The organism is Spirosoma taeanense (assembly GCF_013127955.1).
GTDB lineage: Bacteria > Bacteroidota > Bacteroidia > Cytophagales > Spirosomataceae > Spirosoma > Spirosoma taeanense.
In genome coordinates this window covers 3920298-3936546 of sequence record NZ_CP053435.1, presented here as the reverse complement: position 1 = coordinate 3936546, position 16249 = coordinate 3920298, and the positions used below count along the sequence as shown (strand labels likewise).

Here is a 16249-nt window from a genome sequence, read left to right as displayed (position 1 = left end):
TGATTCATTAGATTATGGACGGGCTGTGCTTTGACTAAGGCTGGCCGGATCGTAACGTTACGCCATCTGGTCTGGTGAGAGCAGATAATGGTTTCATTAACAATGCCTATTCAAACGCATTTCTTCAATGGGTCCCGGCCGGCTAAACGGCAACTACGATTCTGGGTTTTTATCATCACGGGTATTCTGGGAATCTGCGCGGGCGCAAACGGCCAATCGTCCAAAGTGCAGCCTGCCAGCAAAAGGGGAGAAACGACGTACGCTACCGATAAACCAACCCTTCAGAAGGGCGAACAACTCTTCCAGACCAACTGCTCGACCTGCCATAACTTTCTGCAGAAGGGTATAGGGCCGAATCTGAGCGGGGTGACTTCCGAGGTGTCGCCCGCCTGGATACATAAGTTTATCCGGAATGCTCCGGCCATGATCAGCAGTGGCGATGCCCGCGCCAAACGGCTGTTTGACGAATACAAGCAGGCGATGCCGCCGTTCTCTACCCTGAGCGATGCGGATATCCGGGCGATCATGGCCTTTGTTCATCGTAACCAGAAGCGCGAACCGGCCTCGGCTGATATGAGTCGGCTGGGTGCACCACTGAGCGATCCGATGCCGCAGAAAATAGAAAAATCGGGTCTGCGGCTTATTCTGGAAGAGGTTACCACCGCCCCGGCTACCGCCGAAAAAGTACCCCTGGCGCGAATCAACAAGATGCAGGTGCTGCCGGGTAAACCCGACCGACTGTTTATTCAGGATCTGCGGGGAACGCTGTATGAGATGGTGGACAACAAGCTGCGGGTGTATATGGAGATGGCTAAAGAGCGTTCCGGCTTTATCCCTACGCCCGGACTGGCAACGGGCTTCGGCAGCTACGCCTTCCATCCGGACTTCAATACAAACGGTCTTTTTTACACGACGCACACCGAAAAAGCCCATGCGGCCCCCGCCGATTTTGCTTATGCCGATTCGATTAAGGTAACGCTGCAATGGGTTCTGACCGAGTGGAAACTACCCAATCCAACGGCCGACAAATTCGTCGGCTCGGGGCGCGAGATGATGCGGGTTAACATGGTATCGCCCATTCACGGCGTCCAGGAGATTACGTTCAACCCCCACACCCGGCCGGGTAGTCCGGATTACGGTCTGCTGTACATCGGCGTGGGCGATGGGGGCGCTACCGAAAATGGCTACCCGTTTATCTGCAGAGACAATCACCACATCTGGAGTTCGGTGCTACGGATCGATCCACGGGGCACCAACAGTAAAAACGGTCGTTACGGCATCCCGGCCAGTAACCCTTACGCGCAGGATAATGACCCGGCAACACTGGGCGAAATTTTTTGCCGGGGCTTCCGGAACCCCAACCGGATTGCCTGGACGCCGGACGGAAAGATGCTGATTTCGGATATTGGTCATGCCAATGCCGAAGAACTGAACCTGGGCGTAGCCGGGGCAGATTATGGCTGGCCGGAGCGGGAAGGCAACTTCCGGATGTATTACCGGGCGAAAATGGACAAGGTGTATGCCCTCCCCGAAGATGATGCTGCGCTGCAGTACACGTATCCGGCAGCCCTGTACGATCACGACGAAGGGAATGCCATCTCGGCGGGATTTGTTTATTCGCGGACGGATCTCCCTCCGCTGACGGGAAAGTATATCTTCGGCGATATTGTGAACGGGCGCGTGTTTTACGTCGAAAGCAGTCAACTGAAGCCCGGCCAGCAGGCGGCTATTCAGGAAATGGAAATTCAGGTGGGCGGCAGCGTAACAACGTTTCAGGCCCTGAGCGGCAGCAAGAAAACAGACCTTCGTTTTGGGCTGGGACTGAATAATGAATTCTTTCTGTACACGAAAGCCGACGGTAAGATGTATCGGATAAAGGGCTGCGAAGCCCGCTGATTGACGTCTGCTTTATACGGGGTTAGAACGCACAAAGCCGCGTTGGGGCGCGGCTTTGTGCATGAATGAGGCCCCCTGATTGTCGGGTCAATTAGAATAGATTCGGGTAATCGGTGATGATGCCATCGACGCCTAACTGCACCAGACTCTCAATTTCGGGTTTGGTGTTCACCGTCCAGGGAATAATCTGTATACCCTGCTCATGGCAGGTTTTGACGGTTTCGGCCGTCACGCCTTTGTAATAGGGGCTGTAGGCATACGGTTTGAAGCCCAGCGTGGCCAGATTTTCAGCCACCGATTTTGTGTTAGCCGTAAGATAAGCCAGCCGAACAGTGGGAGCCTGTTTGTGAATCAACTGCAATGGCCGGGCATCGAACGATTGAATATTAAACCGATTGCCGAGCTTTTGCTGGCAGATTGGCAGAACAAGCCGCACAAACTCTTCCGGAGCCGGATGATACACATTGTCGGTAGCCGGCGATGACTTGATCTCGATGTTGAAGCTTGGCTGCGGCAGACCTTTAGCCTTCACATAGGCGGCTACGGAGTCGAGCAACTCCCCCAGCAGCGGCTTATAGGCCCGAAAGTGCTGCTGCTCTTTGAATAGAGGATGCGGTTTGCTGCCCACGTCGTATGTCTTAATCTCATCGTAGGTCAACTGGTACAGGTTGATCTTCTTCTGCTCATCGGCGGTAACCGGAGTACCGTCTGGCTTCAGCGAAATATCGGCCGACATATAGGGGTCGTGGGAAACCACCACCTGGTTGTCTTTTGAAATGACCACGTCCAGTTCCAGCGTCTGCACGCCCAGATCGAGCGCTTTTTTCATGGCTGGAATGGTATTCTCCGGCATCAGCCCCCGGGTGCCCCGGTGTCCCTGCCGATTCAGCTGTCCCTGCGCCAGGAGCATCTGAGAACTCAACAGCAGACCGAATAAAACTATGCTTTTCATAGATGGGTATTTAATGGGTTATTCGTAGTCATTGGAGAGCCATTCGTGGTAAATGACCATTAAGGACTTACCAGTGACTACAAATGATACATACAGACAAACGTCTTAAAAACTATACCGTGCGCCTAACTGAATCTGGTACGGATCACCCGATGGCGACACAACCCCTGCCGTGTTGACCCGGTACACGAACCGCTGATTGGTCCGGTCGAATCCGGCAACGGCCGGGCTGGTGCTGGTGGCCGGAATACCCAGGGCGTATAGCGCCTGCGTGCCCAGCGACTGGTTTACGCCCCAGCTTTTGTTGAGGAAGTTCGCAAAGTTGAAAATATCGGCCGATACCTCAATGGCGTGCGTTTTATAGAGTCGGAACCGTTTGCTGGCCCGAATATCGAACACCCCGTAAAAGCCGTTGATACCGCCGTTTCGTTCGGCAATTTTGCCGGAGTAGGCGTTGATATAATCTTTGATGCTCTGGCTGGCGTTCGGGTTGTCCAGGATAGCCTGCAGTCCCGTTCTGACATTGGCCGGTACTGACTCGTTGTTCCGGTCGAAAATATAGGCCAGATCGTTCGTGCCCGACACAAAGTCGGCGTTGCTGTTGGCCCCCGACAGAAGCGAGTAGCGCGTGCCGCCAATACCGGAGTAGCGAACACCTATGGTAACGCCGTAGAAACTGGGCGCTGTACCGTAAACGACGACCTTCCGGCGGAACTGGTTATCCGAGTACGTTATGCGGCTTAGGTTCCGTGGATCATCTTTCACCGGCAGCACCAGCGTAGCGGTATTGGCTACGTTTCCGTTATACGAAACATTGTCGCGGGTGTCGTTCCAGGTGTAGCTGGCCGATATTTCGGCATCCCGGAAGTACTGATACGTTACGTCGGCTACAACGGCGAACTGGTTCACTTTGCCCGCGCTGTTCAGCTCCAGCACCCGACCTAGCTTCTGGCTGATCCGGCCCTGCAGCCAGTCGCCTGCGCCGTTGGCGGGCATTGAACTGAGGGGAACATAAACGCCCCGGTTGTCTTCGTTCGCCAGGCGGAAATAAGGATCGGCCACCATGTTCCGGTCTACGTACATATAGTTGTTCCGGCCCAGGGTCATAAAGCCCGAAATGCCTACCTTCAGCTTGTCGGTCAGGAAGCGGCTATAGGAGAGGTTAGCTTTATACATCACCGGTACCCGGGCATCTTTACCCGTCAGGTTGATGGTTGGCAGCTGGAAAGCGGCTAACGACGGAATGCTGGCGTAGTTGTTCCGGTAAGCGGCAAAGTCCGGCGTTGGGATATTCGGAGCCCGGACGTCGACCGTAGCCAGGTGTTTACCGTCAAACGTCAGGTTGTTAATGATCGCGTAGTTATTGATATCCGACGCGAACACCCCTGCGCCGAAGCGCACAAAGTCTCTGTGGGCTTCGTTGATATCCCAGGTTAACTGCAAACGAGGCTGGGCCACAAACGATTTGAGCTGATTGTCGGTGCGAAGTTTTAACTCGTCGAAAACCACTTGGTTAAACTGCGCCTTTGGGTAGACTGCGTAGTCAAAACGCAGGCCGGCGGTCATATTCAGGCCCCGCGCCAGGTTCGTGCTTAACTGGCCATAAGCACCCGCATTCAGGGTGTTACCATACACGGTTGGGTCGGCCACCAGCGGCACTTCGCGGTAGTAGCGATAGGGCTGCAGACGCTCAAATTTATCGAGGGCGGTCAGGCCAGCCGCGGCATCGACCGTGTAGTGAAAACGTCCGTTCACCTCGCTGCCGTACAGGGACTTGGCATGGGTATACATCAGATCCACGCCGTAGGTGTACTGAATCTTGTCGGTATTGTAGTACAGGTTATTGACCAGCTGAACTACGTTGTTCGTAAAACCTTCCTGCGCAAAGCGATGGCCACCCATCTGAATGTTGGTCGAGCGGCTGGCTCCGTCAATCGTTGAAGTTACGTTTTCAACAATGGCGCGCGGAATGTTGGCGGCTGGTAGCTGATCGCCGGGACTGCTTTTCTGGTAGGTGTACAGGTACTGAACCTTCAGTTCGTTAGTGATCCGCGGACTTAGCGACGTACGAAGCGTAGCCAGCAGGCTGTTATCAACGTTGAAATCGTTTCCGTATGACTCGAAGATGTTGACGGATGTGTTATCCTGCAGGCCCAGCTTGTTGCGGTCGCTGGTGAAGTTGTTGCGAATCGTCAGCAGGTTTTTCGAATTAATCTGCCAGTCGATCCGGGCAAAGGCGGCATCCGAACCGCGGGCTTTGTCGAACGTCCCGTACTGCTGCGTATTGGCAACGCCGTACTGACGCCGGGCAATGTCAACGAACCGGTCGAGGGTAGTTCGGGTCACGTTGAACCGGTTTTCATCGGCGGGGGTCTGTACGTCCGCGATAATCAGCGGCCGTGAATCCTGCTGGTGGTCCCAGACCACAAAGAAATGAAGCTTGTCTTTGATGATTGGTCCACCCAGAGCGAAACCATACTGGTTGGTGGCGAATTTATTGTTCCGTCGGTTTCCGCGGATGTCGTACGGACTCGACAGCCAGTTGGCGCGGGTATAGTTAAACGCGCTGCCGCTGAAGGTGTTCGTACCCGCCTTGGTTACCGCGCTGACCAGGCCGCCCCCTGCGCGCCCGTAGACAACGTCGTACTGGTTGGTGATTACTTTGAACTCACGGACGGCCTCGATCGAAATCGAATAAGGCGCTCCGCTGCGGCTGGTGGTTGAGCCGGCTGATGTCGGGTTTTTGGCCGTCATGCCGTCGATGGTGTAGTTGGTCGACGAACCCAGCTGGCCGGAAATGCTTCCCCCACGGCTCAACGGCGACAGGTCGACTAGGGTCGTGAAATTCCGGCCGTTGACCGGCAGCGTAGCAATCGATTTGGCCGTTACGGCCGTAGCGGCTCCAAAGTTTTCTGTTTTGTTTTTCAGGCCTGAAGCCACTACCTGAACCACTTCCAGTTCCTGGCCACTTGCCTGCATGGTCAGGTTGATCCGAATGGCGTCGCCCTGGTTGAGCATATACCCGGTTCGTTTCTGCTCGCCATAGCCGACGTAGCTAACGCGGATGGTGTAGGGCCCGCCCAACGGCAATTCTTTAAAGAGGTATTCGCCCTGAACATTGGTTACGGTGCCGGTTGTAAAGCCGGTCGACTCGTTCCGGACCTGAACGGTAGCACCCGGAAGCGGACTTTTCTGATTGTCGGAGATAAGGCCGGAAATGGAAGCCTGCGTAGTTTGCGCCTGTGTTCTATGAAGCATAAAACAGGTACACAGCAGGAAAAAAAGAAGCGAAAATAGATGTCGGTTCATATAAGGAGAGAACATTTTACTGGTGCAAAGAGAAGACAACATTATTAACCCGGCGTTACCCAGCCGTTATGGATTTGTAACGTTTGAAGCCCCTCAGCGACCATTTGTGACCTAGAAGTTATCTTTGTGTAATATCGTACTTTCGTTTTAATTTATCTTCAAATAATTAAAAAATAATGGTTAGTCGGATGTGTGTACGGCTAACGATGTCAATTACACCTTAAGCCGGATCTTAAATCGGCCCAGAATGGCCGTGATACCAATAATGAGGAAGGCAAACAGCAGGGATTTCACCAGGCCTGCCAGGCCGAACGTCAACCCGGCGGGGAGCGATAGGCCCGACAGGTCGGCCAGGCTGTAATACACATACGGAATCAGATAGCAGGTCAGTGTGCTGGTACCAGCCGGTTTGATGGGGGCGAACCAATGGGCTTTGTGCTGCTGATCGACCAGAGAGTAAATGCCTGCATAAGCTATGAAAGCGATACCCGTGCATAAAAACACCCAGGTGGGCGTCGCCTGAATCTTGGAAATGATGAAGAACTGGCGCGACACCAGTCCGGCCAGCACCAGCAAAACACCAATTGCGACTAAAAGGAGGGGTAAACGCCGAGATTGGCCGGTAGTGCGAAAATGCGTCAGCAGGAGCGTAGCCAGGATTCCGGCGGACGTAAAGCTTTGAAAAGCGCCGTTACCCAGAATCCAGTCGCGCGGACCGTCGGGCCAGAGGTCGCGAAGCCAGCCCGCATGTCCCGCAATGGTCAGCAGGCTGAAAAAGGCCCAGGCCAGCCCCAGCAGAACCGGCCGTTTGTGCGCGAACAGGTAGATGAGGGCGCAAGTTAGGTACGTCCAGCCAATGAGCCCCAGAATCCCCCACCAATGCGGCATCATCCGGCCCGCGCTGTCACCTCCCCGGAACGTAAAGGCCAGCACCAGTAATACACCCACGCCCAGGAGTTGCAGTCCGGTAAAGAGCCATTTCCGGGAATCGTCGCGTTTGGGATAAACGTTCCAGATCAGAAAGAACCCGATCACCATCAGAATCTGAAACCATTCGCTGCTTAGGCCGGTGGCCTGCTCATTCAGCTCCGGCACGTTGACCGTAAAAACCCCCATAATCAGCAAGGCTGCCGAGCGAACGCCAATATGCCTGACAATCTCCGGAGTCGATTCGCCCTTGGCCAGGCGCTGCCGAATGGCGAAGGGAATCGACATGCCCACGATGAACAGAAAGCCTGGGAAGATGGTATCGGCAAAGCCCAGAAAATCCTGATCGGCCCGCGAATGTTCGAGCCAGGCCGGAATGCCCGAGAGGGTCCAGAGGTCATTCACGAAAATCATCAGCAGCATGGTCAATGCTCTGAACACGTCGATAGAGTAAATGCGGTCGGACCGGTGCGCTGCCGTGGGGAGCGTCTGGTTAAAGGCGTGGGTGTCAATCATGGGGTGGTTTCAATGCGTTTGATTTCGTCGAACAGCGTTCTGAAACAGTTGCTGGCTGTATTCTCCCTGGCTTCCGGATTCACCTTCTTACCGTAAAACTCATCCAGAAACGGTCCTGCGCCTGACCAGACTGTCTGCATCATACCCTGAAACCGCTCTTTCATGGGCGGGGTAGCCGTTCGCCGGAACCTGAGCATGTCCTGGGTCTGGGAAACGGCAAAAGTCGGCTTTCGCCAGGGACAGGTCAGCACGCTCAGCCCTTTCATAGCGAAATAAATGGCGGTCTGGTCAGGGCGTTCGTAGTGCCAGTCGCAAATCATGACGTCTTTCGGGATCAGGTCAATGGCCCGGTGCGTGTTGTTGAAGCTAGCCTCCCACATACCGAGGCCGGTTGTTTTGCCATCCAGCAGCCGGTCGCCCCACATCCAGAGCTTCCGGTTTTTCTGCGCCAGATGATTCCGGATCTCGGTCACTTCACCCGCAAACAGTTCGGCTTTGTCGCGGCCCGAGCAGCGCGGACAGTTGTCGTCGCCGATGTAAAAGACCTCATCCATGCCCGCGTGAAAGGCGTCGGCTTCAAAAACATCGCAAATCTCATCGACCAGCGCAAACACCACCGCATGAACGCCCGGATGCAGCGGACAGTAACTCTTGCAGTACAGCCCGTCGGGGTTTGGCCAGACGTATTTCTCGGGCATTTTGACGTGCGGGGTTTCGTCGAACTCCGGGTAAACGCTCAGCAGTTTGTGGGTTGTGCTGGCCCACGACTGATGGCCGAGCAGGTTGATCTGCGGAATGAGCCGGATACCGTTTTTCTGGCAGGCTTTCACCAGCTTCTTAACCTCCCGTTTGGACAGAGCAATACTGTCGCGGAGTTCGGGGTGGCTGTCGTATTCATAGTTGAAATCGACGCGCAGAATCAGCGTATTGACCTGTCGCGGAGCCAGCTCTTCGTTAATGAATTTCAGAAACGTATCGAGCTGCTTGGGCTGGGGAGCCGCAATGCAGAAGCCCCGCACGGGCAGAAGGCTGTCGATTCTAGACTGAGCCAAAAGGGACGTACTAAACGTCAGAAGAACGAACAGGAGGGCCGTGATGGACAACTTCATCAGAAAGGCGAGTAGGGTCTGGAATCGGTCTGTACGCAAACAAAAGCAAATTTCTTTGCCGAATTTGGTTTTTAGATAAAGCCGATACGCGCCTTACGTTACTTTATCCTCAAAACTTTCGGGCTGGTGGCGGAGTTATCGCCCCAGGTTATACAGGCCAATTTTTACCAATTTAGTATACAGTATTCATGGCAGATCACATCAGAACGGCCCTCATTACAGGCGGCTCAAAGGGCATAGGGTATGGCGTAGCCGAAGTTCTCATCAAAGCGGGTATCAACGTGGCGGTGACCAGCCGTTCGCAGGAAGCAGCCGAAGCAGCCGCGGCCCGGCTCAACGAAATCAAGCCGGGGCATACGTCCGATACCAATAAACCCGTCGGATCGGCCCTGGGTATGGCCGCCGACGTGCGCGACCTGGCCTCGCAGCAGCAGGTTGTCGACGCCATTCTGAAGCAGTGGGGGCGGCTGGATTACGTCATCGCCAACGCGGGCGTGGGTCACTTCGCACCAATTCAGGACATGACCCCGGAGCAGTGGCACGAAACCATCGACATTAACCTGACAGGCGTATTCTATACCGCCAAAGCAAGCCTGCCCGCGCTGAAAGAATCGCAGGGGTATTTCATCACAATTGCGAGTCTGGCCGGTACGAACTTCTTTGAGAAAGGCTCTGCCTACAACGCCAGCAAGTTTGGTCTGGTTGGCTTCACGCAGGCCATCATGCTGGATCTGCGGAGTGAGGGCATTAAAGTATCGACCATCATGCCCGGCTCGGTCGCTACGGAATTCGGCGACAACCAGCCGAGCGAGAAAGACGCCTGGAAAATCCAGCCCGAAGACATTGGTGAACTGGTGTATGACCTGCTCAAAATGAACCCGCGCACGCTGCCGAGCAAAGTAGAGGTACGTCCGACGCGGCCGGGCGGCAAGTAGAGAGTTCTTAATCGAAGAAAATGGGGGTGGATGCAGCTTACGTTCGGGCGCAACCATCCCCATTTTGCGTTTTTAGAGCTTCATTTTATTGCTTTATCCGCCAAAAATAGAACAGAAGTAAGTTGAAGCGGGGCCGCTGGTGTTTGAACGAACGTATTTTGTAGATTAGACACCCTAACCGCCTTCTTATGAACTGTTTCGCTCTGCTCATTGCCGGCTGTCTGGCCACTCAAACGCTTCTTGCGCAGTCTTACGACTTGGTTATTCGCAATGGTCGGGTTGTTGATGGCTCCGGTAACCCCTGGTATTATGCCGATGTCGCTATTAAAGAGGGCAAGGTCGCCCGGATCGGAATGATTCCGGCTACGGACGCAAAAACCCAGATTGACGCCAAAGGGCAGATTGTAGCGCCGGGCTTTATCGATGTCCACACGCACGTTGAGGGTGGCCTGGAAGATCGGCCCGGTGCCGAAAATTTTCTGTACGACGGGGTAACCACGCTCGTTACCGGTAACTGCGGTACCTCCCGCACTAACCTGCGGGCGTATTTCGACACCTTGGGTGCGGTGGGAATCTCGCCTAACCTGGCCTCGCTGATCGGGCACAACTCACTCCGGCTCCGGGTTATGAAAACGGCGTTCCGGGAGCCCACTGCGCGCGAACAGGCCGAGATGGAATCTCTGGTCGAACAGGCCATGAAAGACGGCGCGGTGGGACTGGCGACGGGGTTGATTTATACGCCCGGCACCTACGCCAAAACGCCTGAGATTGTTAACCTGGCCCGACAGGTGGCCCGCTATGGGGGCGTATATGCGTCACACATCCGGAATGAAGGACAGGACGTGACGACGGCCATCAACGAAGCGATTCAGATTGGCCGCGAGGCTCACCTGCCCGTTCAGATTTCGCATTTCAAGGTAGCCAGTAAGCCGCTGTGGGGTGGGAGCGCGCAAACGATTGCGCTGGTCGAAGCGGCCCGAAGAGAAGGCATCGACGTTACGGTTGATCAATACCCCTATACGGCTTCCAGTACGTCCCTGCAAAGCATTGTTCCCGCCTGGGCGCTGGCCGACAGCGATTCGCTGGTGCTGGTCCGCTTTCGTGACCCGGCAACCCGAGCTAAAATCCGCAGGGAGATGCTTGAAGCGCTGAAAACGAACGGCCGGAAAGACTTCGACTATGCCGTTGTCGCCAGTTTTGCCGCCGATACTACCCTGAATGGGTTGAGCATCAGCAAAATAAACCAGAAGATGGGCCGTAAAAAAAGTGCCGAAGCGGAAGCAGACCTGATTATGGATCTCCTGGAAAAAGCGGGTATGAAACGAATCCAGATGGTTTACCACACCATGTCGGAGGAGGACGTTACGGCGATCATGCGCTATCCGAACACAATGATCGCTTCCGATGCCGGTGTCGCCAGGTTTAACTCGGGTGTGCCGCATCCACGGGCCTACGGGACCAATTCGCGGGTGCTGGGTCGTTACGTTCGCGAGCAGCAGATTATTCCGCTGGAAAACGCCATTCGCCGGATGACCTCGCTGCCGGCTCAGCGGTTTGGCTTTGCCGACCGGGGGCTGCTCCGTCCCGGTTATGCCGCCGATGTTGTCATTTTCGATGAAAAAACAGTGGGCGACGCGGCTACATACGAATCGCCCCACGCGTATGCAACCGGCTTTTCCTACGTACTGGTTAATGGCGTGCCGGTCATAGAAAACGGCAAACATACCGGCCGTCGCCCCGGTCAGATATTGATGGGCAAAGGATATCAGCCCGTCGCACAGAGATAGGCAGATAAGTTGCTGTTAACGTATTCGTTAGGACCCCATAAACCAAAAGTGCTGCCTGAACAATTTGTCCGCTTGTGGAATATAAAAGTGCTATATGTTTGTTTTAGTTTTGCAGTCCGCGTTAAGTCCTCTTATAAAAAGGATTGTGTATGGTTAGCAATCAACATGAATACATCAAAATCAACTTTGCCAAGAAGGATAAGCCAGGCAGAGCCTTTCTGCGTGTCGTAACGTTCAAGGACGGCGATTATGAAATTGCCTACATACCGTCCTTGAATTTGTCTGGTTACGGCAAAACCGAACAAGAAGCTTTTTATATGCTGATTGAAGTGGTGCTGAAAGACTATATTGATAGTTTACGGCAAATGACCGAAGCGCAGGTGATGGCAGAACTGCGTGAATTTGGCTGGGAGCGCCGTCCTTTTCTGGATAAGCAATTACTGAACACCGAACACTTTAGTTTAGACAAGATTGCTGAAAACTTTAATCTACCTGCCGAAACAGAGTTTCATGAGAAATACGTAACGGCGTAATGGGGCAATTAAGGTCGGTAAAAGTATCGTGTTGGATTAAATTTCTGTAATCACAGGGGTAGTGCTACAAATCAACTGAAGCCTCCCACGATAAATGGACTAAAGCCGGTGTGTTTCGCGCCGTTATCTTCCGAGGAGCCGAAAAAGAAATCCCCTTGTTCCATATTGAAACTAATTTGCGAACAATGGGAGTAACTAAAAAGGAATTTACTGCTTGGCTTCAGTCGAACTGCTAAAACAAAAAGCCTCTCAATTTTAAGGGGCTTTTTGTTTGAATAAAAATAGCAGTCCCTAGAATTCCGCCCGAAGGGCTATTGTGTAAATTGGTATATAAGCCCTCAAAAAAATAACCGCTTAGTTCTATTATATATACGCCGGGATTTACGTAGTATGCAGCAGTTAACAAGCATTGTTCCAGTTGTTTAGCTACACCGAATAACCCCGATACGCTGCCTAAAACTGTACTCATTACCGGTACCGAGTCGTGGTATTGGCCGGACTACTGCCCAAACCCTCGCTGCAGAGGGCAAGCTATCGAGCTGGCAGTACGTCAACTGGCGACTAATAGCAATAGTATAATGTTAAACGAATGATCGCACCTTAATTTACACTACACTATGAAATATAGTTTATTGGCTATCAGTGTGCTATCTTTAGTTGCCTGTAAGAAAGAAACGGATGTTATGAATAATCCCGCAGTAGGCGGAGGTGATTATATCGAATTTAAGTTAGACGGCAAACCGTACCAGTATGTCGAAAAGATAGGCGTTACCTCGACGGCCCTGGCTATGACCAGTACGCCAGCCTTACCCCTGTACCAGATCAGTATGGTAGCCCATTCGGCACCAGCCAGCCAGACCGTCAATCTCCAGCTGATCAGCAAGACACCGTTCAAGGTGGGCAAGTATAGCTATTCAGTATCTGATGTAACAAACCGGCCGTTCTTCCTCTTTACGTATGCCCAGAATTCTGCTTATGAGACTCCCGTTACGGGCATAGCCGGTGAAGCTGAACTGACCAAGGTAGAGTCGGCAAAAGGAGGGACTGTGGAAGGAACTTTTACGCTGAAGAATATCGAGGAGTATAAAACGGCGACGGGCGTCCGGCAGCTTCTCTCCAAAGACCATACCCTGACTGAAGGCAAATTCAGGTTTACGGTAAAATGACGTCTGCCTGAGTAGCTTAGATAGACGCATTAAAGCCGGGCGCTCGCCTGCAGCAGGTTTCGAAAAACCAGTCAGCCTGCAAAAAAACCTTTTATCAAAAAACCAGAGAATTTCGCCGGATACGTACTCATTAGCTATAGCGTATCTGCGTAACTTACAACCTTGTCGTCAATCTGCTTATATGAAAAAAACAATTATTTGCTTCTCAACACTACTAATCTGGCTGGTAGCGGGTGCTGCGTATTCGCAAACGAAGCTGGTTGAGAAAGTGCAGCGGCAGGGAAAAGAACTCCTGATTCCCTACGAGAAATACGTTCTGCCCAATGGCCTGACGGTCGTCGTTCATGAAGACCATTCTGACCCTATTGTGCATGTCGACGTAACCTACCACGTGGGTTCGGCCCGGGAGGAAATCGGTAAGTCGGGCTTTGCGCACTTCTTCGAGCACATGATGTTCCAGGGCTCCGACCACGTCGCCGACGATGAGCACTTCAAGATCGTTACGGAGTCGGGCGGCACGCTGAACGGATCGACCAACCGCGACCGCACGAACTACTACGAAACCCTGCCCAGCAACCAGCTTGAGCGGGCGCTCTGGCTCGAAGCCGACCGGATGGGGTTTCTGCTCGATGCCGTTACGCAGAAGAAATTTGAGATTCAGCGGGCGACCGTCAAGAACGAACGGGGACAGAACTACGACAACCGGCCCTATGGTCTGGCGGGCGAAACGGTTGCCAAAAACCTGTATCCCTACGGCCACCCGTATTCCTGGCTCACCATCGGCTATATCGAAGACCTGAACCGGGTGGATGTTAACGATCTGAAGAACTTCTTTCTGCGCTGGTACGGCCCTAATAATGCCGTGCTGACGGTGGGGGGCGACGTAACGCCCAAACAGGTCGTGGCGCTGGCTGAGAAGTATTTCGGCTCGATTCCGCGCGGTCCTGAGGTGACCAAAACGCAGGTGCCAACGCCGGTACTCGACAAAGACCGGTACGTATCCTACGAAGACAACGTGCGCTTCCCAATGCTGCAGATCGTGTTTCCGACGGTGCCGAACTACCACCCCGACGAGGCTCCTCTCGATGCGCTGGCCGAAATTTTAGGCGGGGGCAAGAACTCGCTGTTCTACAAGAATCTGGTCAAAAATCAGCTGGCTGTTCAGGCGAGTGCGTCGCACCCGACCTCCGAACTGGCCGGTCAGTTCGCGCTGACGGTATTGCCGTTCCCCGATAAGCGGTTAGATAGCACCGAAGCGATTGTACGCCGGACGCTGAGCGAGTTTGAGCGTCGGGGCGTTACTGACGACGATATTGCTCAATTTACCGCCACCCGCGAGGCCCAGCTCATCGGCGACCTGGCGAGTGTGTCCGGCAAGGTGTCGCAGCTGGCAGCTTTCCAGACCTATCTCGGAACGCCCAACTACCTCCCGCAGGAGTTTAAACGCTACCGGAGCGTAACCAAAGCCGATGTGATGCGGGTGTATAACCAGTATATCAAAGGCAAAAATGCCGTTCTGCTGACGGTTTACCCGAAAGGCAAAGCCGAGATCGTTGCGAAACCAGACAACTACACGGTTTCGACGGCGGGTTATCAGGCCCCGGACTATGGCTATAAGGGCCTGACCTATACCAAAGCGAAGGACAGCTTCGACCGGCAGGTTAAACCCGGCCCCGGCCCGAACCCGGCCCTAAAAGTGCCACCGTTCTGGACCGATAAACTGGCGAACGGCCTGAACGTAATCGGCACGCGTAATGACGAGATTCCAACCGTAACGATGCTGTTCAGCATTAAGGGCGGGCACCTGCTATCGGCCAGCGATCCGTCAAAAGCGGGCATTGCCCAGCTGACGGCTGCGCTGATGAACGAGGCCACGCAGAACTTTTCGAACGAAGAACTGAATACAAAGCTCGAAAAGCTGGGTGCCAGTATAGACATCCGGGCCAGCACCGAAGAAATCAATATCTCGGTTGAATCGCTGACCAAAAATCTGGATTCCACGCTGGCGCTGCTGGAGGAAAAGCTTCTGCGGCCCAAGTTTGCAGCCGATGATTTCGAGCGGCTCAAGAAGCAGCAACTGGAGCTGATTGCTAACCAGAGCACGCAGCCGGTAGTGATCGCCAACAAAGCCTACAACAAACTGCTCTACGGTGCCGGTAACATCCGGGCAGTGCCGGTGAGTGGTACGACCAAAACCGTTGAGGCCATTACGCTCGACGACGTAAAGACGTTTTACAAAAACTCGCTTTCGCCGTCGGTAACGAACCTGGTCATCGTCGGCGACGTAGAGCAGGCGGCTGTGGTGCCCAAACTGGCTTTCCTGAACAAATGGACGGCCAAACCCGTAACGCTGCCGAAAACGGCCGCGACCCGGAAAATCGACAAAACGCGCATTTACCTGATCGATAAGGAAAAAGCCGCCCAGTCGGAGATTCGCGTGGGTTACCTCACCGATATGCCCTACGATGCAACGGGCGAGTACTACCGGACTGTGCTGGCCAACTACATGCTGGGTGGTGCGTTCAACAGCCGCATCAATATGAACCTGCGCGAAGACAAAGGCTGGACCTACGGCGCCCGGTCGGGTTTTTCGAGCACCAAAACGCCCGGTCCGTTCACGGCGCAGGCAGGGGTGAAAGCAGCTGCTACGGATAGCTCGGTAGTGGAGTTCATCAAGGAGATTACTAACTACGGTAAATCCGGAATTACCGATCAGGAACTGGCGTTCGTGAAAAGCTCGCTCGGTCAGGTCGATGCACTCCGTTACGAAACGTCCCTGCAAAAAGCCTACTTCCTCGGCCGGATCATCGACTATGATCTGCCGCGCAATTACGTGGAGCAGCAAAGCGAGATCCTGCGCAACATTACCAAAGCGCAGATCGATGCCATCGCCAAAAAGCGTCTGCCGGTCAGCAACATGATCATTACGGTTGTGGGCAACAAAGAGCTAATCCGCCCTGGCCTGGCGCGACTGGGCTATGAAATCGTTGAGTTAGATAAGGAAGGCGACCCTGTTGCTACGGCTGCTGGGACTGACGCGGCCCCCGCGCGGGCTGGTTCCTCGTCGGAAACCGTTCCTGCCGGAAAGAAGAAAAGCAAGTAGAGCACTCGTTCGTAAA

At 53.9% G+C, this 16249-nt stretch carries 10 protein-coding genes; 6 read left to right on the top strand and 4 right to left on the bottom strand.

Going from position 1 to position 16249, the window contains the following annotated elements; genetic code table 11:
* The first annotated feature begins 102 nt into the window (after positions 1 to 102).
* Positions 103 to 1896: a PQQ-dependent sugar dehydrogenase gene (locus HNV11_RS16500; RefSeq protein ID WP_171740709.1), complete on the top strand. Its 1794-nt coding sequence runs from the start codon at positions 103 to 105 to the stop codon at positions 1894 to 1896.
* A 91-nt stretch (positions 1897 to 1987) separates the two neighbouring features.
* On the opposite strand, the gene HNV11_RS16495 is transcribed toward HNV11_RS16500, so the two are convergent.
* From HNV11_RS16495 to HNV11_RS16480, 4 genes are all read right to left on the bottom strand, one after another.
* Positions 1988 to 2848 carry a glycerophosphodiester phosphodiesterase gene (locus HNV11_RS16495; RefSeq protein ID WP_171740708.1) on the bottom strand — a complete coding sequence of 287 codons (861 nt, stop codon included), beginning with the start codon at positions 2846 to 2848 and terminating at the stop codon, positions 1988 to 1990.
* Between the two features lie 105 nt (positions 2849 to 2953).
* Positions 2954 to 6106 carry a TonB-dependent receptor gene (locus tag HNV11_RS16490; protein ID WP_240163500.1) on the bottom strand — a complete coding sequence of 1051 codons (3153 nt, stop codon included), beginning with the start codon at positions 6104 to 6106 and terminating at the stop codon, positions 2954 to 2956.
* A gap of 264 nt (positions 6107 to 6370) precedes the next feature.
* The gene (locus HNV11_RS16485; RefSeq protein WP_171740706.1) at positions 6371 to 7600 is read right to left on the bottom strand and encodes a heparan-alpha-glucosaminide N-acetyltransferase domain-containing protein; all 1230 of its coding nucleotides are present in this window, start codon (positions 7598 to 7600) and stop codon (positions 6371 to 6373) included.
* Entirely contained in the window at positions 7597 to 8652 is a 1056-nt protein-coding gene (locus tag HNV11_RS16480; RefSeq protein ID WP_240163499.1) for a family 20 glycosylhydrolase, read from the bottom strand. The genes HNV11_RS16485 and HNV11_RS16480 overlap by 4 nt, the downstream gene beginning before the upstream one ends.
* A gap of 245 nt (positions 8653 to 8897) precedes the next feature.
* Between HNV11_RS16480 and HNV11_RS16475 the strand changes: the two genes are divergently transcribed.
* From HNV11_RS16475 to HNV11_RS16455, 5 genes are all read left to right on the top strand, one after another.
* A complete protein-coding gene (locus HNV11_RS16475; RefSeq protein WP_171740704.1) occupies positions 8898 to 9644 on the top strand; it encodes an SDR family oxidoreductase in 747 nt (248 codons plus the stop codon).
* A 188-nt stretch (positions 9645 to 9832) separates the two neighbouring features.
* On the top strand, positions 9833 to 11431 hold the full coding sequence (locus HNV11_RS16470) for an N-acyl-D-amino-acid deacylase family protein (protein WP_171740703.1): 1599 nt from the start codon (positions 9833 to 9835) through the stop codon (positions 11429 to 11431).
* 149 nt (positions 11432 to 11580) lie between these two features.
* Positions 11581 to 11964: a hypothetical protein gene (locus tag HNV11_RS16465; protein WP_171740702.1), complete on the top strand. Its 384-nt coding sequence runs from the start codon at positions 11581 to 11583 to the stop codon at positions 11962 to 11964.
* Between the two features lie 683 nt (positions 11965 to 12647).
* On the top strand, positions 12648 to 13130 hold the full coding sequence (locus tag HNV11_RS16460; protein WP_171740701.1) for a hypothetical protein: 483 nt from the start codon (positions 12648 to 12650) through the stop codon (positions 13128 to 13130).
* A gap of 181 nt (positions 13131 to 13311) precedes the next feature.
* The gene (locus tag HNV11_RS16455; RefSeq protein WP_171740700.1) at positions 13312 to 16233 is read left to right on the top strand and encodes a M16 family metallopeptidase; all 2922 of its coding nucleotides are present in this window, start codon (positions 13312 to 13314) and stop codon (positions 16231 to 16233) included.
* Positions 16234 to 16249: the final 16 nt, after the last annotated feature.

Excerpts from the sequence above, each read along its gene's own strand:
- HNV11_RS16500 (WP_171740709.1), top strand. The coding sequence starts at position 103 with ATGCCTATTCAAACGCATTTCTTCAATGGGTCCCGGCCGGCTAAACGG.
- HNV11_RS16495 (WP_171740708.1), bottom strand. The coding sequence starts at position 2,848 with ATGAAAAGCATAGTTTTATTCGGTCTGCTGTTGAGTTCTCAGATGCTC.
- HNV11_RS16490 (WP_240163500.1), bottom strand. The coding sequence starts at position 6,106 with ATGCTTCATAGAACACAGGCGCAAACTACGCAGGCTTCCATTTCCGGC.
- HNV11_RS16485 (WP_171740706.1), bottom strand. The coding sequence starts at position 7,600 with ATGATTGACACCCACGCCTTTAACCAGACGCTCCCCACGGCAGCGCAC.
- HNV11_RS16475 (WP_171740704.1), top strand. The coding sequence starts at position 8,898 with ATGGCAGATCACATCAGAACGGCCCTCATTACAGGCGGCTCAAAGGGC.
- HNV11_RS16470 (WP_171740703.1), top strand. The coding sequence starts at position 9,833 with ATGAACTGTTTCGCTCTGCTCATTGCCGGCTGTCTGGCCACTCAAACG.
- HNV11_RS16465 (WP_171740702.1), top strand. The coding sequence starts at position 11,581 with ATGGTTAGCAATCAACATGAATACATCAAAATCAACTTTGCCAAGAAG.
- HNV11_RS16460 (WP_171740701.1), top strand. The coding sequence starts at position 12,648 with ATGAATAATCCCGCAGTAGGCGGAGGTGATTATATCGAATTTAAGTTA.
- HNV11_RS16455 (WP_171740700.1), top strand. The coding sequence starts at position 13,312 with ATGAAAAAAACAATTATTTGCTTCTCAACACTACTAATCTGGCTGGTA.